General features: G+C 44.3%; 15 protein-coding genes. 12 read left to right on the forward strand and 3 right to left on the reverse strand.

Features of this window, described 5'->3' with window-relative positions:
• Positions 1-159: 159 nt before the first annotated feature.
• Positions 160-4,683 (reverse strand): translocation/assembly module TamB domain-containing protein, encoded by a 4,524-nt coding sequence (locus CIK89_RS04330; protein ID WP_144007345.1) that lies wholly within the window; start codon positions 4,681-4,683, stop codon positions 160-162.
• A 198-nt stretch (positions 4,684-4,881) separates the two neighbouring features.
• On the opposite strand from CIK89_RS04330, the gene CIK89_RS04335 reads away from it, so the two are divergent.
• The 12 genes from CIK89_RS04335 (at position 4,882) to CIK89_RS04390 (ending at position 18,083) form a co-directional block, all read left to right on the forward strand.
• The gene (locus tag CIK89_RS04335) at positions 4,882-6,225 is read left to right on the forward strand and encodes a Na(+)-translocating NADH-quinone reductase subunit A (RefSeq protein WP_094390219.1); all 1,344 of its coding nucleotides are present in this window, start codon (positions 4,882-4,884) and stop codon (positions 6,223-6,225) included.
• A gap of 10 nt (positions 6,226-6,235) precedes the next feature.
• The gene (locus CIK89_RS04340) at positions 6,236-7,390 is read left to right on the forward strand and encodes an NADH:ubiquinone reductase (Na(+)-transporting) subunit B (protein WP_094390220.1); all 1,155 of its coding nucleotides are present in this window, start codon (positions 6,236-6,238) and stop codon (positions 7,388-7,390) included.
• 20 nt (positions 7,391-7,410) lie between these two features.
• Positions 7,411-8,088, forward strand: a complete 678-nt coding sequence (locus tag CIK89_RS04345; protein WP_094390221.1) for an FMN-binding protein — start codon at positions 7,411-7,413, stop codon at positions 8,086-8,088.
• A 5-nt stretch (positions 8,089-8,093) separates the two neighbouring features.
• Positions 8,094-8,717 carry an NADH:ubiquinone reductase (Na(+)-transporting) subunit D gene (locus tag CIK89_RS04350; RefSeq protein ID WP_094390222.1) on the forward strand — a complete coding sequence of 208 codons (624 nt, stop codon included), beginning with the start codon at positions 8,094-8,096 and terminating at the stop codon, positions 8,715-8,717.
• A 3-nt stretch (positions 8,718-8,720) separates the two neighbouring features.
• Positions 8,721-9,347 carry an NADH:ubiquinone reductase (Na(+)-transporting) subunit E gene (gene nqrE / locus CIK89_RS04355; protein ID WP_094390223.1) on the forward strand — a complete coding sequence of 209 codons (627 nt, stop codon included), beginning with the start codon at positions 8,721-8,723 and terminating at the stop codon, positions 9,345-9,347.
• Positions 9,348-9,368: 21 nt separating this feature from the next.
• Positions 9,369-10,637 carry an NADH:ubiquinone reductase (Na(+)-transporting) subunit F gene (gene nqrF, locus CIK89_RS04360; RefSeq protein WP_173815126.1) on the forward strand — a complete coding sequence of 423 codons (1,269 nt, stop codon included), beginning with the start codon at positions 9,369-9,371 and terminating at the stop codon, positions 10,635-10,637.
• A gap of 662 nt (positions 10,638-11,299) precedes the next feature.
• A complete protein-coding gene (locus tag CIK89_RS04365; protein ID WP_094390225.1) occupies positions 11,300-12,799 on the forward strand; it encodes a 2-isopropylmalate synthase in 1,500 nt (499 codons plus the stop codon).
• On the forward strand, positions 12,796-14,172 hold the full coding sequence (gene leuC / locus CIK89_RS04370; RefSeq protein ID WP_094390226.1) for a 3-isopropylmalate dehydratase large subunit: 1,377 nt from the start codon (positions 12,796-12,798) through the stop codon (positions 14,170-14,172). Before CIK89_RS04365 ends, leuC begins: the two co-directional genes overlap by 4 nt.
• A gap of 24 nt (positions 14,173-14,196) precedes the next feature.
• Complete coding sequence (leuD, locus tag CIK89_RS04375; RefSeq protein WP_094390227.1) at positions 14,197-14,793, forward strand: 3-isopropylmalate dehydratase small subunit; 597 nt, start codon at positions 14,197-14,199, stop codon at positions 14,791-14,793.
• Entirely contained in the window at positions 14,772-16,334 is a 1,563-nt protein-coding gene (locus CIK89_RS04380; RefSeq protein WP_094390228.1) for an alpha-isopropylmalate synthase regulatory domain-containing protein, read from the forward strand. The genes leuD and CIK89_RS04380 overlap by 22 nt, the downstream gene beginning before the upstream one ends.
• A gap of 13 nt (positions 16,335-16,347) precedes the next feature.
• Positions 16,348-17,409 (forward strand): 3-isopropylmalate dehydrogenase, encoded by a 1,062-nt coding sequence (gene leuB / locus CIK89_RS04385; RefSeq protein ID WP_094390229.1) that lies wholly within the window; start codon positions 16,348-16,350, stop codon positions 17,407-17,409.
• Positions 17,379-18,083, forward strand: coding sequence for a tetratricopeptide repeat protein (locus CIK89_RS04390; protein ID WP_094436211.1), 705 nt, complete (start codon positions 17,379-17,381; stop codon positions 18,081-18,083). Before leuB ends, CIK89_RS04390 begins: the two co-directional genes overlap by 31 nt.
• A gap of 292 nt (positions 18,084-18,375) precedes the next feature.
• On the opposite strand, the gene rpmA is transcribed toward CIK89_RS04390, so the two are convergent.
• Entirely contained in the window at positions 18,376-18,633 is a 258-nt protein-coding gene (rpmA, locus tag CIK89_RS04395) for a 50S ribosomal protein L27 (RefSeq protein ID WP_094390231.1), read from the reverse strand.
• A gap of 18 nt (positions 18,634-18,651) precedes the next feature.
• Positions 18,652-18,969: a 50S ribosomal protein L21 gene (rplU, locus tag CIK89_RS04400; protein ID WP_094390232.1), complete on the reverse strand. Its 318-nt coding sequence runs from the start codon at positions 18,967-18,969 to the stop codon at positions 18,652-18,654.
• Positions 18,970-19,258 lie beyond the last annotated feature (289 nt).

The following is a 19,258-nucleotide window of genomic DNA, read 5'->3' on the forward strand; positions in this document are numbered from 1 at the left end:
AAAAAAATCAATACGCTGCACGTTTTTAACAACTTTTTTGTATTAAAAAACATTAAAGTATAATCTTCGACCAGTATGCACATGGAGGAAACAAGAAATCTTACCATATTGTCTGTGTGCGCCGTAGATATTGATTGACCTGTTAGCGACAAGAAACTATTATTGTTTCTTCTCCTTTTTTTCCTTTTTTGCCTTTGTCGCCTTTTTCTTTCTGATGCCGAACAAATCGCGCAGGTTACTAAAATCTTTCTTGATGATCAGGCCGAGTCCCTGGGTGTTAAGACTTGATTTTGTGAAATAGCGGTCATTGGTCTGATTATACACTTTCAAGGCAAGGTTTCCGTTGGGCACCAACAGATAGCGCACATCAAAGTCACCAATAAATGTTGTGTTGGCGGTATTGGCTTTGTCACGGTAACCAAATTGTCCGTTGAGGAGTAATCGGTTGTTGAACATCCTACCGCTGACAATACCCTCGTATTCCGCATTGTTCCATCCTTCGTCGCCCGTGGAAATATTAGCGCCAAAACTCCAATCGTTACTTTTGATGACTGATTTAAGCAAGGTGTTGATTTGACTGCTCAGCGTACCCGACAACAAACCTTGCATGGCCAGCGACGTTTGGTTTTGTTGTGTTTCCCCCGCTTCCGCATTATTCGCACCCTGTGGGTAGAATCGACCGAAGCCAAGGAGGTAGAGCACCTGTTGGTTCATTTCTTCTTGTCCGTTAATAATCGATCGAACCATCTGTTTTTCGTCTGTATTGACATTCGGCATGTCAAGATCGAAATCCACTATGGGGTTTGACGGTTGTCCCGTGATATTCATCAGGCAGTTGACTTTAACCGTATTCGAGAAACTCTTGCCGACGTTGAGGTCGCTCAACGATACGCCATTTACTGCATGCAAGGCCTGTAGGTTCAGCGTAGCTTCATAAGGGTCACCTGCAAAGACGATAGTACCTCCGGGTTGGAAGGTAAAGTCTTTCTTGATAATTTCCTGTATGGTCACACCGTAGGTTCCATGTTCAACATGGTATGTTCCAAACATCTGAAAACCGCCTTTGTTAAACCATGTGGCACGCAGGATGCCGTTTCCGTTGAGCGTGATATAATCGTTTGTCTGGTTATCCATCAGCAAGCGTAGTGTAGCATTCGGCGTACAGTTGATAAGGAAGTTGATGCGCATATCAGAACGGTCCTCCAACGGATTGTCTGTCGTGACTTCCTGAGATGTTTGGTTGAGTTTTGTGTCATTATCTCGATGTGTCACCCAACTGATAAACTCCTGATTGCCGATGGCATCGGGTTGCGCTACATTATAGGTAAAAGACGAACCCTTTTCCGGTGTGATATTCAGGTCGATGGTCGTTTCATTGGGTCGTCCGTGAATACCCACGCGACCAGTACCATAGACTGTACCATAGAACGTGTCGTCTCTGAAGTCGTTGAAATCATAAGCCAAGAGATGGTTGGCATCGACATAGAGGTCGTAGGTGAGGTTGGTGAGGTGCTTGTGGTGTATGCCACCCGTCATCAGTCCTCTTTGGTTGTTTTTGTCATAGATGTAGCATGAAGCAAAGGAAATTTCGTCAGGGACAAGATTAATCGTATCGTTTTTAAGATAATACGTACATCCTGTCGGTTTCACATGTGCTTCACCATTGACAACCAGTTGACCTTCTATGTTAATAGTACTCAGCGGTCCAAACAGTCGTACGGCGCCCAGAGCCGATCCGTCGATGTGAGAGATGAAGCTCTTAGTGAACGAATGCATAAATTCTATTCTGGTGTTCTCAGCCCTGATGCCGAGGTCTATAAAACTCTTCACAGGAGAAACATAACCTTCAATATAGGTTTTAGAGTCGCGACCATTTGAGATCTGTCCGTCATCGGCAATGGCATGAATATCGATTTGCTGGTCTTGTTCGTTCCATACTACATTGGCATTTAGCGTACCCATGCGACCATGTTCAAACTCAAAACCGTCAACGGCCAGTTGTGCCGATGCTTTAGGTTTTTTGCTAAAGATGGCATGAGCCAAAACCTGTCCTGTAGCATGACCATTGAAATCTACGGCATGGAAATTCACCAGTTCGAGGATGTATTCTATGTCAATGTCGTTGAGGTTCACCACAATACCGTCATCCTCTGAGGGTGAAGCTGTTCCGTCGATGACGAGGTGTTGGCTATCGTGTTTGATCGTGAAATTCTTAATGCTAACATGCTTAGGAGCATAGTATATCGAGCTCGGTTCAACATTCCACCATGTATTATGTATATTGATGCGCGATGGATTGATCTGAACATTGGCCGCATGTTGCCCGTTTTCCGTCTTATGGAAGATTGTTGTGGCATTAAGCGTTCCTTCCATATTTTTTTCAACCTTATGATTGTTCCAATGGAGGGAGGTGTTCAACTGATTATTGTGTGCATCGGCTTGGAGTTTAAGATCGATGCGGTCGTCATTATCCATCATCTTTGCCACACCCAACTGGCAGGCTAAAGTATCGCCAGGCGTATGGATATTGGCATAGGCGTCACGGTAGCAATTGCCGTTAAAGTAAAATTCAGCAGCGCTTCCTTTCAGGTTGATAGTGTGCGTGTTATCATTCACAAAACCATCTATCGTGACAGGTTTGCGGATAGCCATAGGCACCTTCAGCAAGCGTTGCAACCAGTCGCCTCTTGTGATGTGCAGATGAACCGAGAAATCATTATTGGCAGCTGATTGCCGTTTATTCTTATACGCTGTTGTATTGCCATTTGACTGACTGTAATCAAACTTGGTTCCCTGGCCATTTCTGGGCAAGCCGGGAAGGGTAGGCAGTTGGATGGCGAGGAAATCGGTAAAGCTCTTTGTCAGGGTCTTATAGTCAAACTTTCCCATGATTTCAGCCTGTGCGAAGTCACTACGGAGGCGCATGAAATGGGTGTTGCCTTCATATCCTGTCATGATATGCAACTGATCAAACTCATAACTGTCTGTTGACGACAACATCGAGAAATTGTCAATTTTCACCGAACCCGTTGAATTGTCTATCCTACTGCCTCTGATGTCAGATGATATATCGGCAAAGAATCTGGCGTCACCCCATTTGTCGGAGAGGTTGATGGCTTTAGGAGAGAAGTTGAGTATCGATGCTTTGATCTGAATGTTTCGTTCGTTATGGTTCATCTGACACAGTCCAGAGATGTCCAGTCCGATATTAGGATCGTCGATAGAGAGGTTTCCGCCAACTTCTTTACTGTCGTAACGTGCGTCAATCTTGATATTGCGAAATGGGTATTCGTTATAGATAAACTGCCCTATATTTCCCTTGGCTTGTACCAGAAAATGTTGACGGTCCAGCGAACCATTCACGGCAATATCTGCTGATACTTGTCCGAAATGAGCATCGTTGAGCAGCTGTTGCAGATTGATGCTCTCTGTTTTGATGTCTGCCTGGAAGGATTGGTCAGCTTCTTTGTCGAAATTCAGTTTCAGACTTCCCACATCCGTACGGATTTGTTGTTGTACTTTGATGACATCCAACGCTGTACCTGTTGCAAGACCATGCATTTGTATATCCCCCATTCTTACCAGAGGGGCGGGTGGGGTAAAGCGTGTGCCTTTCAGGTTTTCTGATATAAAACCAATGGTTTGAGCCGACAACGATAGATTGTTGACATGCGCAAGCCATTGGGGTTTTCCTGTTATATTCTTCACCCATCCGTTGCAATCGATGTCAATATCTCCCGATGTGGATTCTACCAAGAGCTGTTCAATGTCTAAGTCATCCTTCTCGCCTTTGAATTTCGACCTAAACGAGATGGTGCCTTTGAACTGCTTGAGGGAAGGTACAAAAGCACTCAGGTCACTTAGCGCGATATGTGATGGTTTTATTTCACCATGATACCTTAACGCTTCCAAGTCTATCTTTTTATCTTTTATACGGTAGTCGGCTTCCATTTCTCCCAAAGCCAACTGGGTGTCAGGCAGTTTTAAGTCAAGACTTTTGAGCTTGCAACGGTTACGTCCACATTCCAATTGAAATGCCAGTCGCTTAATATCCAGTCCGCCCTGTTCTTTCATGGAAATGTTTTTGGCAATGACATTCAGCGAGTCGTTTGTGAGCGTTTTAATTAGAATATGTGAACTGAGGTCCGTCACTTTGATATGATTCACATCAAACTGCCCGTATCTTCTTGCTATCCAGTTCTTATCGTAGCTGACGGAAGTACGTCGCATGATGAGCGAGCCCAACCTTAAATCGAGTTTGCTATCACTTTTCGATTCTTTGGAAGCAAGTGAGTCGAGCACAAACTGAAAATTGGGTTTGTCTTCAGGTCTGTTTTGGTAGAGACTGATTTTTCCTCCGAAAATCTGTGCGGTTGAAATATCAATCTTTCCCGATGTAATGAGGGAGATGAGGTTGATTCTCACGCTCATACGATTGGCGACTAATAGCTGTTTTCCCGACTGGTCATCCATAGAGATTTTATCGACAACGAGTCTGTTAAGCCATCCGGGATTGACACTACCGATCTTGACATTTGTTCCCAACTTATCGCCTATGGCAACAGCAATTCTCTCTCCAGTATATTGTTGTATGCTGGGGATGGAGAACGTAAGGATTGTCAGCAGATAGACAGCAATGACCGCCCATATCGTGATTTTAAGGATATATTTCAGTATCTTCACTGGCAATGTGTTCTTACTACTGGTCAAAAACTGACAAATAGAGATTGCAAAATGTTTTCATTTAACATGTTTGAGCCACAAAATTACATTAAAAAGTTGTGAATATTAAATATTTTGCGAATTATTTATGCTTATTAGACCTATTTTTACTAATTTTGCAGTCATTATTAAAGCAACTATTCTCAAAAAGATAAACAAATGACAGATGTAATCAAGTTACGAAAAGGCTTGGACATTCACCTTCAAGGGAAAGCGGAAGGAAAAGTCATCCAGTTGAAATCAAACGGTCAGTATGGTATTGTCCCTGAAGATTTCGTGGGTGTCGTTCCTAAAGTGGTAGTACGCGAAGGCGATCATGTCAAGGCTGGGGATGCTTTGTTTGTAAACAAGCAGTATCCTGAAGTTAAATTCGCCTCTCCCGTTAGCGGTACTGTACGCGAAGTGGTGCGTGGTGAACGTAGAAAAGTGCTTTGCATCCGCGTGGAGGCAGACAAAGAGCAAGTATCGGTTGATTTCGGCATCAAGGATCCGTCGAAGATGGACGGAAAGGCTGTGGTAGAGGCTTTGCTTGAAGCAGGTCTCTTTGGTTATATCGACCAGTTGCCTTATGCTGTTTCAACCAATCCTACCGTTATGCCTAAGGCTATCTTCATTTCTACGCTTCGCGACAAACCCCTGTCGTGTGACTTTGAAGTAGAAGTGAAGGGGGAAGAGGAGGAGTTTCAGTTGGGACTTACAGCCCTTTCACGTATTGCCACCACACATGTGGGCTGCGGTAAGAACGCTTCGTTTATCGACAAATACAAAGATATCGAGACTCATGTCTTCGACGGTCCTTGTCCTGCCGGTAATGTGGGTGTGCAGGTCAACCACATCGATCCAGTCAACAAGGGTGAGGTGGTATGGACTGTAGATCCTACCGTCGTACTTTTCATCGGTCGTCTGTTGAAGACCGGCCGTGTTGATTTACATCGTTTGGTTGCCCTTTGTGGTAGCGAGGTAAAGAATCCTGCCTATGTTCGTATGAATGTGGGTGAAGAACTTTCCACACTCCTTTCCAACAGTTACGATTCCGACCATCATGTGCGTATTATCAATGGTAATGTGCTAACTGGATGTCCCACCACAAAAGAGGGATTCCTTGGTGCGCATAGTAGTGAGATTACCGTCATTCCAGAAGGTGATAATGCCGACGAGCTGGCAGGTTGGATCATGCCTCGTTTGGGACAGTTCAGTACCAGTCGCAGCTATTTCTCATGGCTCTGTCCTAAAAAGAAATATGCTCTCGACGCACGTGTAAAGGGTGGTGAGCGTCACATGATTATGAGTGGTGAATACGATCGCGTGCTTCCTATGGACATCTACGGGGAATTTCTGATTAAGGCGATTATTGCTGGTGATATTGACCGTCAAGAGCAATTGGGCATTTATGAGGTAAGTCCTGAAGATTTTGCATTGGCTGAGTTTGTTGATTCTTCCAAGCTCGAACTGCAACGTATTGTTCGTGAAGGCTTAAATATTTTACGTAAAGAAAACACATAACAATATTAATATGAGTGCATTAAGAAATTATCTCAATAAAGTTAAGCCTCATTTCGAACCCGATGGAAAGCTCCATGCCTTCCGTAGCGTGTTCGATGGATTTGAGACTTTCCTCTATGTGCCAAACACCACAGCACGCACGGGTGTGAACATCCATGATGCCATCGATTCTAAGCGCATCATGAGTATGGTGGTCATCGCCTTGTTGCCAGCTTTACTGTTTGGTATGTATAATGTGGGTTATCAAAACTATCTCGCCGCAGGAACCTTGGCAACAGCCAGTTTCCTTGAAATCTTTGTATATGGTGCCCTTGTGGTCCTTCCAAAGATTCTGGTGAGCTATATCGTCGGACTCGGTATAGAATTTGCCTGGGCACAATGGAAAGGTGAAGAAATCCAAGAAGGCTATCTCGTTAGCGGTATCCTCATCCCATTAATCATCCCTGTAGGCTGTCCCTTGTGGATGTTGGCGTTGGCATGTGCCTTTGCTGTTATCTTCTGCAAAGAGATTTTCGGAGGAACGGGTATGAACCTGTTCAACCCTGCTATTTCTGCCCGTATGTTCCTGTTCTTTGCTTATCCGTCAAAGATGACAGGTGATCAGGTGTGGATTGCACGTGACAGTATCTTCGGACTGGGTAACACTCTGCCTGACACCTTTACTGCAGCAACTCCGCTCGGTCAGATTGGCCAGGGGGTAACTCCAGATGCTTCACTCCTTGATATGGCATTAGGTTTCATTCCCGGTAGTATCGGCGAAACATCTGCTGTCGCCATCGCTATTGGTGCGGTAATCCTACTGTGGACTGGTATCGCTTCATGGAGAACCATGGTGAGTGTGTTTGTAGGAGGTGGCCTGATGGCATTACTCTTCCAGTCGCTCGGCATGACCCAGATGATGTGGTACGAACAGTTCCTGTTGGGTGGTTTCGCCTTTGGTGCTGTCTTCATGGCCACCGACCCTGTCACCTCATGTCGTACTGAAGGAGGTAAATACATCTACGGTTTCCTGATAGGAGCCATGGCTGTCATCATCCGTGTGATGAATGCCGGTTATCCGGAAGGTATGATGCTCGCCATCTTCTTCGGTAATATGATTGCTCCCACCATCGACCATTTCATCGTGGAGCGCAATGTCAGCAAGCGCATGAAACGTGCTAAGTAAAATCATTAAAGAGAAAACAAATGAGCAAATTAAATACAAACTCAAACACGTACATTATTATATATAGTACTGTGCTTGTTGTCATCGTGGCTTTTGTGCTGGCCTTTGTATTCAAGGCACTCAAACCCATGCAGGATGCTAATGTTGAGCTCGATGTGAAGAAACAGATTCTATATTCGCTCAACATCCGTAACCTTGATGGTGCAGAGGCAGAAGCCCGCTACAATGAGGTAGTGAAGGATGAGAAAGAAGACAACGGTCAGATATTCTACCAATGTGAAGTTGATGGCGAACCCATCCTCGTGGTCAGCATGAAAGGCATGGGACTGTGGGGCGGCATCAGTGGATATATTGCCCTTCACGGACAACCCACTACCGTTTATGGCGTTTATTTCAATCACGAAAGTGAAACAGCTGGTCTGGGAGCCGAAATCAAAGACTCTAAGGCTTGGCAGGAGAAATTCATCGGCAAGCGTGTCTTTGCCGACGAGAAATGCCATGACGTAGCCCTCTCTATCGTGAAGAAGGTAGAAGACAGTTCCTGTCAGGTTGACGTGGTGACTGGTGCTACCTTGACCTCTGATGGTGTTGACGCCATGTTGAAAAAAGATTTGTTGGATGCTTGCAAGCGTGCAGACAAGCTCTTCGGAAAGCAGTCTGTCACTCTTCCAAGTGATTCTGTTGAAGTAAAAGAGTAACAGCCATGTCATTATTCAGTAAACAAAACAAAGAGGTATTGACAAACCCCATCAGCCTTGACAACCCTATTCTCGGTCAGGTGCTTGGTATCTGTTCGGCTTTGGCCGTCACCTCACAACTCAAACCGGCCATTGTGATGGGTTTGGCCGTGACGGTAATTACCGCGTTTGCCAATGTGATTATTTCTATCATTCGCAACACCATTCCTACACGTATCCGTATCGTCGTGCAACTGGTAGTGGTGGCTGCCCTCGTGACAATCGTGTCACAGGTGCTTAAAGCATTTGCCTATGATGTTAGTGTAGAACTTAGCGTCTATGTCGGTCTGATTATCACCAACTGTATCCTCATGGGTCGCCTTGAGGCATTTGCCATGATGAACAAGCCTTGGCCTTCATTCCTTGACGGTGTGGGCAACGGATTGGGTTATGCCCTCATCCTTGTCATCGTGGGTGGTGTGCGTGAACTTCTTGGACGTGGTACTTTACTGGGTTTTCAGATCGTTCCACAGGCACTTTACGATGCTGGTTATGTCAACAACGGAATGATGACCATGCCTGCCATGGCTCTTATCCTTGTGGGCTGTGTTATCTGGATTCATCGTGCTTACTTTATAAAGGAGAAATAAGATATGGAACACGCAATAAGTTTATTCTTCCGGTCGATATTCGTAGATAATATGATATTCGCCTTCTTCCTCGGCATGTGTTCGTACCTTGCCGTGTCGAAGACTGTCAAAACATCTCTTGGCCTCGGACTTGCTGTTACCTTTGTACTTGTAGTTACCGTACCTGTCAACTATCTGTTGCAGACCTGCGTACTTGGTCCCAACTGTCTTGCCGAAGGTGTTGACCTGAGCTATCTGTCCTTCATCCTCTTCATTGCCGTCATTGCCGGTATTGTGCAGTTGGTAGAAATGGCTGTAGAACGCTTCAGTCCATCACTCTATTCTGCGCTGGGTATTTTCCTTCCGCTGATTGCGGTCAATTGTGCCATCATGGGTGCTTCGCTCTTCATGCAACAGCGTATTCTGCTCGATGCCACCAATTCACAAGCCATCACCAGCGTAGGTGATGCTGTGGTCTATGGACTTGGTTCTGGTATCGGTTGGACCTTGGCAATTGTTGCCTTGGGTGCTATCCGCGAGAAGATGCAATACAGCGACGTGCCTCGTCCCCTTCAGGGTCTCGGTATCGTCTTCATTACCGTAGGCCTGATGGCTATGGCGATGATGTGTTTCAGTGGACTCAATATTTAACTTTAGCAGACAAGTAACATTATGACAGAATTTATAGCATACAGTATAGGGGTGTTCCTCTTGGTAATCCTCCTGCTGGTAATTATTCTGCTTGTGGCCAAGAAATTCTTGAGTCCAAGCGGTAATGTCAACATTACTATTAATGGCGACCGTACCATTAACGTGCCACAAGGCAACAACCTGATGGCTACGCTCAACGAGAATGGTATCTTCCTGCCTTCTGCCTGTGGCGGTAAAGCCTCTTGCGGACAATGTAAGGTACAGGTTCTGGAAGGTGGTGGTGAGATTCTCGATAGCGAGAAACCTCATTTCACCCGAAAGGAAATCAAAAACCATTGGCGTCTGGGATGTCAATGTAAGGTGAAGGGTGACCTTAACATCCATGTTGACGAGAGCATCCTTGGTGTGAAGGAATATGAGTGCACCGTGATTTCAAATAAGAACGTTGCTACGTTTATCAAGGAATTTAAAGTGCAACTGCCTAAGGGTGCCCATATGGACTTCCTTCCAGGTTCTTACGCTCAAATCAAGATTCCTGCATTCGACTGCATCGACTACGACAAGGATTTCGACAAGGCGCTTATTGGTGATGAATATCTGCCGGCTTGGCAGAAGTTTGGTCTCTTCCCCTTGAAGTGTAAGAACCCCGAACCCACCATCCGTGCCTATTCTATGGCGAACTATCCTGCAGAAGGTGATGTCTTCATGTTGACCGTACGTATTGCAACTCCTCCATTCAAACCAGATCGCAGTGGATTTATGGATGTGAATCCAGGTATTGCTTCGTCTTACATCTTCTCTCTGAAACCAGGCGACAAGGTTATCATGAGTGGTCCTTTCGGCGATTTCCATCCACATTTCGACAGCAAGAAGGAAATGATATGGGTTGGCGGTGGTGCAGGTATGGCTCCTTTGCGTGCACAGATCATGCACATGACCAAAACATTGCACACTACCGATCGCGAGATGCATTATTTCTATGGCGCACGTGCACTCAACGAGGTGTTCTACCTCGACGATTTCCATGGACTGGAAAAGGAATTCCCCAACTTCCATTTCCATCTGGCTCTCGACCGCCCAGACCCAGCAGCCGATGCTGCTGGCGTGAAATACACCGCAGGATTCGTTCATCAGGTCATGTACAATACCTACCTGAAGGACCACGAGGCACCAGAGGATATTGAATACTACATGTGTGGTCCTGGTCCCATGTCGAAAGCCGTAGTGGCTATGCTCGATTCTCTGGGTGTAGAGTCTGAGAGCATCATGTACGATAACTTTGGTGGATAATGCAACAGACTGTTGCAGACATCTACTGTATAATCATCAATATCCGCAATGAGTATTCTCCATTGCGGATATTTTTTAGAATATGAAAATTAATATTTCGATGAGGTATTATTTGAGTTGAACACCTGGTCTCAGTCTTGAAATATGATATTATGTATGAATGACTGCTTTGAACCCGAAGACATCCCGAAGGCATCCCGAAAGTTTGAAAACTTGATATATTGTTCCCATGCTGTAAGAAAGGTGATTATATGAATCAACTCATGCATCATTCTGCACCATTCATCATCCACCTATTTCAATATAAAAGTTGGGGTAGGGTAACAGGTTGCAGTTTAATAGTTTTTTTACCACAATTACTTTCGTTTTGTTTGTCTTGTGTCGTATTTATCTTTGTTTTATTAGATTTTTAGATAAAAAAGTGATGGTTTATTTGGAGAATTAAACAAAAATGCGTAACTTTGCGGTCAAAATAGAAAACGATATGAATAGTATGAATCTACTTAGCGGTATTATTATTATCCGACTGCGCCAAACGGTTGGAAGTGGTAAGACGTGTATGTAGTTGAAATATGAAAATACAAAGGTGCCTTTCTCGCTTCCAACAGTGTGAAAGGCACTTTTTATTAAGAATTGAAAGAAATTAAACAACAAGAAAGAATATGAGTGACAGATTATTTATCTTCGACACAACCCTCCGCGATGGCGAGCAGGTTCCAGGATGTCAGTTGAACACCGTTGAAAAAATACAGGTGGCAAAAGCTCTTGAACAACTTGGAGTTGATGTGATTGAAGCAGGATTCCCCGTTAGCAGTCCAGGCGACTTCAATAGTGTGATTGAAATATCGAAAGCCGTGACATGGCCTACCATCTGTGCCCTAACACGTGCTGTGCAGAAAGATATTGATGTAGCTGCAGATGCATTGAAATATGCGAAACACAAGCGTATCCATACTGGTATTGGTACATCGGACTCGCACATTAAATACAAATTTAATTCCACACGAGAAGAAATTATCGAACGTGGTGTGGCTGCTGTGAAATATGCAAAGAAATATGTAGAAGACGTAGAGTTCTACTGTGAAGATGCAGGACGCACCGAAAATGAATATCTGGCTCGCGTGGTAGAAGCTGTCATTAAAGCAGGTGCTACCGTGGTCAATATCCCAGACACGACGGGTTACTGTCTGCCTCAGGAGTATTTCGAGAAAATTAAGTACCTGAAAGAACATGTTGACGGTATTGACCGTGCTATTATCTCTACACATTGCCACAACGACTTAGGCATGGCAACAGCCAACACGCTTAGCGGTGTGTTGGGTGGTGCTCGACAGGTAGAGGTGACCATCAATGGAATTGGTGAACGAGCCGGAAATACTTCGCTCGAAGAAATTGCCATGATTCTGAAATGTCATAAAGGTCTGGATATCGAAACCAATATCAATACCACAAAGATCTATCCCACCAGTCGCATGGTATCGAGCTTGATGAACATGCCCGTACAACCCAACAAGGCCATTGTGGGTCGTAATGCTTTTGCTCATTCTAGCGGAATCCATCAGGATGGTGTGCTAAAAAACGTGCAGACCTATGAAATCATCAATCCCAAGGATGTGGGTATCGACGACAATGCTATCGTGCTGACCGCACGAAGTGGACGCGCAGCGTTGAAGCATCGTCTGAACGTGAATGGTGTGGAGGTTGATGAGCAGAAACTCGATAAAATTTATGAAAAGTTCCTGATTCTGGCCGATCAGAAGAAGGAGGTCAACGATGCCGATGTGCTCATGTTGGCTGGTGCCGATACCGCAGAGGCCCATGCTGTGAAACTCGATTTCTTGCAGGTAACCACAGGAAAGGGCGTCAAGAGTGTTGCCTCTATTGGACTTGACATCAGCAATCAGAAATTTGAAGCTGCTGCATCAGGCAACGGTCCTGTTGACGCTGCTATCAAGGCGCTGAAGAAAATCATTATGAAACAGATGACCTTGAAGGAGTTTACCATCCAGGCCATCTCAAAGGGATCCGATGATGTGGGCAAGGTTCACATGCAGGTGGAATATGAAGGAAGTATTTATTATGGATTCGGTGCCAACACTGATATCGTAACCGCTTCGGTTGAAGCATATATTGACTGTATAAACAAGTTTAAGAAGAAATGAACACACTTTTCGACAAAATTTGGGACAAACACGTAGTTCAGCAACTGCCTGATGGTCCAACACAACTTTATATCGACAGACTCTACTGCCATGAGGTGACCTCGCCACAGGCTTTTGACGGCATGCGTGCAAGAGGATTGAAATGTTTCCGTCCAGACCATATATATTGTATGCCAGACCATAACACACCAACACACGATCAGGATAAACCCATAGAAGATCCTGTTTCTGCAAAACAGGTAAGCACGTTGGCGCAGAATGCGAAGGAATTTGGTTTGACTCACTATGCCATGATGTCGAAAGACAATGGTATCATCCACGTTGTAGGTCCTGAGAAGGGACTCTCTCTGCCCGGAATGACTATTGTATGTGGAGACTCTCATACCTCTACACATGGTGCAATGGGAGCGGTAGCTTTCGGTATTGGAACATCGGAAGTGGAGATGGTAATGGCATCGGAATGTATTCTTCAGCAGAAACCTAAGTCTATGCGCATCAGTATTAATGGAAAACTGCAGAAAGGGGTAACCGCAAAAGATGTGGCACTCTATCTCATGAGCCAGCTTACTACTTCTGGTGCTACAGGTTATTTTGTAGAATATGCGGGAGATGTAGTAAAAAACCTCTCTATGGAAGGCCGACTGACACTCTGCAACCTGTCGATAGAGATGGGCGCACGTGGTGGATTTGTTGCACCTGACGAAACAACCTTCGAATACATCAAAGGTCGTGAGTTTGCACCTAAGGGTGAAGCATGGGACAAAGCTGTGGCTTATTGGAAAACGCTAAAAAGCGGTGATGACGCTGTTTTCGACAAGGAACTCGTATTCGACGCAAAAGATATAGAACCGCGCATTACCTATGGTACAAACCCAGGAATGGGAATCGGAATTACCGAAGCCATACCACAAGGTGAAGGCGCTGGATTCCAGAAATCACTCGACTATATGGGATTCAAAGCAGGAGAGAAACTCCTTGGCAAGGAAATAGACTATGTATTCCTTGGAGCTTGTACTAATGGTCGCATAGAAGACTTCAGAGCTTTCGCATCTATCGCCAAAGGACGTAAGAAATGTGAAAGGGTAGTGGCATGGCTCGTGCCAGGAAGTTGGGCCGTAGATCAGCAAATTCGCGAAGAAGGTATCGATAAGATTCTTGAAGAGGCAGGATTTGAAATCAGACAACCTGGATGTTCTGCCTGTCTGGCCATGAACGATGATAAAGTGCCTGCAGGAAAATACAGCGTATCTACATCAAACCGCAACTTTGAAGGACGACAGGGACCAGGTAGCCGTACCATACTCTGCTCACCATTGGTAGCAGCAGCTGCTGCCGTAACCGGTAAAATAACAGACCCTAGAGAGTTGCTTTAATCACGCATATCCAACATATTGAAAATGAAACAGAAATTCAACATCATAACATCTACCTGTGTGCCACTTCCTTTGGAAAATGTGGACACAGACCAAATCATTCCAGCACGCTTCCTCAAAGCCACTACCAGAGAAGAAAGTTTCTTTGGCGACAACCTTTTTCGCGACTGGAGGTATAACGCAGACGGAACGGTAAATAAAGATTTTGTGCTCAACAATCCTACCTACAGCGGATGCATACTCGTGGCAGGAAAAAACTTCGGTTCAGGTTCTAGTCGTGAACATGCTGCATGGGCCATCGCTGGATACGGATTCAGAGTGGTCATCAGCTCCTTTTTTGCTGACATCCACAAAAACAATGAGCTCAATAACTTCGTTCTCCCTGTAGTAGTCAGCGAAGACTTCTTGGCAGAACTCTTTGACAGCATTAAAAACAATCCCAAAACTGAAGTTGAGGTCAATTTGCCAGAACAAACCGTCACCAATAAGGCGACAGGACGACAGGAAATCTTTGATATTAACGGATATAAAAAACATTGTCTTGTCAATGGACTCGATGATATCGATTTCCTGATTCAAAACAAGGACAAAATCGAACAATGGGAACAGCAGAACGCATAAATGCCAATACAAGACAACTGCCAGTCATAGAAATCATGGACTCCACCCTAAGAGATGGAGAACAGACCAATGGCGTTTCATTCGTTCCTCATGAGAAACTTATGATAGCAAGAATGTTGCTGCATGGAGTTAATGTGGATCGTATTGAAGTGGCATCGGCTCGCGTATCAGAAGGCGAAAAAGAGGCGGTCAGCATGATTTGCAGATATGCAAGAAATATCGGTATGCTCGAACGTGTTGAAGTGTTAGGTTTTGTAGATGGCGGACTTTCTATTGACTGGATTAACGACTGTGGAGGAAAGGTCATCAACCTTTTAGCAAAAGGTTCGCTGAAACATTGCACACACCAACTGCGAAAATCTCCAGAAGAGCATCTTGAAGATATCAAGGCATCGCTGAAATATGCAGAAGAAAAAGGCATTGCTGTAAATCTCTATCTTGAAGACTGGTCAAATGGTATGAAAGATTCACCAGAGTATGTCTATCAGATCATGGACGCGCTCTGCAATAGTGGAATAAAAAGATTCCTGTTGCCCGATACATTGGGTGTGATGAATCCGCTTCAAGTCATTGAGTATTTCAGAAAGATGATAAAGAGATACCCACAATGCCATTTCGATTTCCATGCACATAATGACTACGATCTTGCAGTATCAAACTCGTTGGCTGCTGTACTCAGCGGGGCAAAGGGACTTCATGTTACCGTCAACGGACTCGGTGAGAGATGCGGAAACGCACCATTAGCAAGCGTACAGGCGATACTCAAAGACCAATTTCATGCCAGAACAAATATCAACGAAGAACAGCTCAACGGCATTAGTAGATTGGTGGAAGGATATAGCGGTATTGCTGTTGCTCCAAACCAACCCATCGTGGGAGAAAACGTCTTCACACAAGTGGCTGGAGTACATGCTGACGGTGACTCGAAAGACAAGCTCTACTATAATGATCTCGTACCAGAGAGATTCGGACGAAAAAGGGAATATGCGCTGGGAAAAAACAGCGGAAAGGCTAATATTGCCAGAAACCTCGAAGAACTGGGACTTGAACTCACACCAGAACAAACCAAGCGTGTGACACAACGCATTACAGAGCTTGGAGACAAAAAAGAGATTGTCACACAGGAAGACTTGCCGTACATCGTATCTGACGTACTGAAACACGACGCTCCGGAAGATAAGGTAAAACTCGTAAGCTATGTTGTATCTACAGCATACGGACTAAAACCAGGAGCCAATGTAAAAGTGGAAATCAATGGTAAACAATATGAAGCCGGTGCCACAGGAGACGGTCAGTACGATGCGTTTGTCAAGGCACTCAGATATATCTATAAGAAATATCTAGGCAGAACATTTCCATTGTTGGCTAACTATGCGGTTACGATACCGCCTGGAGGACGAACGGATGCACTCGTACAGACCGTCATTACATGGCAACATGGACAAGGTGTGTTAAGAACCAGAGGACTTGATGCCGACCAAACTGAAGCTGCTATTAAGGCAACCTTTAAAATGTTGAACATCATAGAAAACGAACAATAAAAACAATATCACAATGAAACTCAAAATCGCTGTATTACCCGGTGACGGTATCGGACCGGAAATTATGAAACAAGGTGTTGCGGTCATGGATGTCATTGCCGACAAATTCGGACATGAATTCACTTATCAAGAAGCACTCTGCGGAGCACATGCCATTGATGCTGTAGGCAATCCATATCCCGATGAAACACACGAAGTATGTATGAATGCTGACGCTGTGCTCTTTGCTGCAGTAGGCGACCTGAGATTTGATAACGACCCCACAGCAAAAGTGCGCCCAGAACAGGGACTCTTGGCTATGCGTAAAAAACTCGGACTCTTTGCCAATGTACGACCTGTTGCCACCTTCGATTGTCTGCTTCATAAAAGCCCACTAAAAGACGAATTACTTAAAGGTGCAGATTTCGTAGTTATCAGAGAGCTCACAGGAGGTATGTATTTCGGAGAGAAATATCAGGATAATGACAAGGCTTACGATACCGACATCTATACAAGACCTGAAATTGAGAGAATACTCAAAGTAGCTTTCGAAACAGCACAGAAACGTAGAAAGCACCTCACCGTTGTAGATAAAGCCAATGTGCTGGCAAGTTCACGACTCTGGAGACAGATTGCTAAGGAAATGGAACCCCAGTATCCTGATGTCAACACCGACTATATGTTTATCGATAACGCTTCAATGCGTGTGCTGACAGAACCACGCTTCTTCGATGTTGTCGTTACAGAAAATACATTTGGCGATATCCTTACAGATGAGACCAGTTGTATCACAGGATCTATGGGATTACAGCCATCTTCATCACTCGGTGAACATACACCACTCTTCGAACCTGTGCACGGCTCATGGCCACAGGCTGCAGGTAAAAACCTCGCCAATCCATTAGCAGAAATCCTATCGGCTGCAATGTTGCTTGAACATTTCGGACTCAACAAAGAAGGCGCATTGATACGAGAGGCTGTCAACGCATCGTTAGACGCCAATGTAAGAACCCCAGAAATTCAAGTTGAAGGTGGCAAGGCTTACGGAACAAAAGAAGTGGGAGCATGGATTGTAGATTATATCAAAAAAGCTTGATTATTACTCTATTGATGATTTGTTCGTCTGTGACTTTCTCACAGACGAACAATCAGCAATGGCGTGATTCACTCAATTCGCTAAACCGAAAGATTGAACTTTCTCCATATAATACCGATTTACACTTAAGAAAAGCTGCAGTCAATCTCGAACTGCAACAATGGGAATATGCCGTTGATGAATATACACTCATACTTCGGTACGAATCAAAAAACTTATCGGCTCTATATTATCGCGCATACGCGTACATGCATCTCAGACGCTATGATTTGGCAAAAAACGATTACGAAACCGTTCTTGCCAACGTTCCTACTAATAAAGAAGCAAGACTTGGACTTGCTTATATGTTCCAGTCATCTGGAAGAAGAAAAGAGGCACTGGAACAACTAAATATTGTGGTAGAACAGCATCCGGAGGATCCGGAAGTGTATGTGGCACGAGCTTCTTATGAAGCAGAACTGAAACTATATGAAATAGCATTATACGACTGGGAAGAAGCGATTAAAAGAAAGCCTGCCAACATAGACTATGCGTTGTCGTATATTGACTTACTCATCATATCTGGCAAAAACAATCGAGCCAAAACTGAACTAGACAAATTGTCGGGTAGGGGAGTCGCAACTTCATTGCTCCATCCTTTCTATAATAGACTTAAAAAAGCAAAAAACAAGTAAGTTCACATTTTATAAATAAAACAATACAGGAACTCTACTCCATGGGTTCTTGTTTTTTTTGTAGTCGCTCTTCTTCAACGGAATACTTGAATATTTATCGTTAGAATTATAAACCATTTAGGCAACTATATACCATTTACCCCCACGTATCAGGGTAAAAGTGCATACGTTTGCAGCTTCATAAGGTTCGTAACCTTTAACCTCCACAGCCTTTAAAAAGTAGAAATCCCAAACCTCGTGAGAGATTTGGGATTCTATTGTTTGTTTGGAGTATTTTTTTTCTTGTTCGGCGTTATGCTTCGGGGATTACTGAAACAACGCTCTTGTCACGCTTTCCTTTGTGGAACTGAACAGTTCCGTCAACGAGAGCGAACAAAGTATCGTCCTTACCCATACCAACATTGTTGCCGGGGTTGTGCTTAGAGCCACGCTGGCGAACAATAATGTTGCCTGCAACAACCTTCTGGCCACCGAAAATCTTAATGCCGAGTCGCTGTGATGCAGACTCACGGCCGTTCTTAGAACTACCTACACCTTTTTTATGTGCCATTTCTTGTTCCTCCTACGTTTAAGCGATTACTGATTTAACTTCTACTTGAGTGAACTGCTGACGGTGACCGTTCTTTTTGCGAGAGTCCTTACGACGCTTCATCTTGAAAACGATAACCTTCTCACCCTTAACAAGGGGATTGATCACTTCACATACTACTTTAGCACCGCTTACGGTGGGTGCACCTACCTGTACTGAACCTTCTTTGTCGACAAGCAGTACCTTGTCAAACTCAACAGTCTTGCCGGCTTCAGCCTCTTTCATGTGGTTCACGAAGAGCTTTTTGCCTTCTTCGGCTTTGAACTGCTGACCGTTAATTTCTACAATTGCGTACATTATTTAAATGTTATAAACGGGTTTTTCCGACTGGCGCACAACACCGTGTTGTGACTTTACCGAGCCAAAACGGACTAAATCGGGCGCAAAGTTACGAATTTTTTATGAGACAACCAAATTTATAATAAAAAAAATAAAGCGATGACCCTCACAGGCAATCGCTTCAATCTTCAATAGGTATTAGCTCTCTTTTAAGGTAAAAAGATTGTTTTCAGGATAACTGATGCAAAGGTAATATATTTTTTTTAAAATCAAAAACATTTCTAAAGAATTTTTCAGAAGTATTGAA

Origin of the sequence: Prevotella sp. P4-119, from assembly GCF_002251345.1 — a bacterium.
Taxonomy (GTDB): domain Bacteria; phylum Bacteroidota; class Bacteroidia; order Bacteroidales; family Bacteroidaceae; genus Prevotella.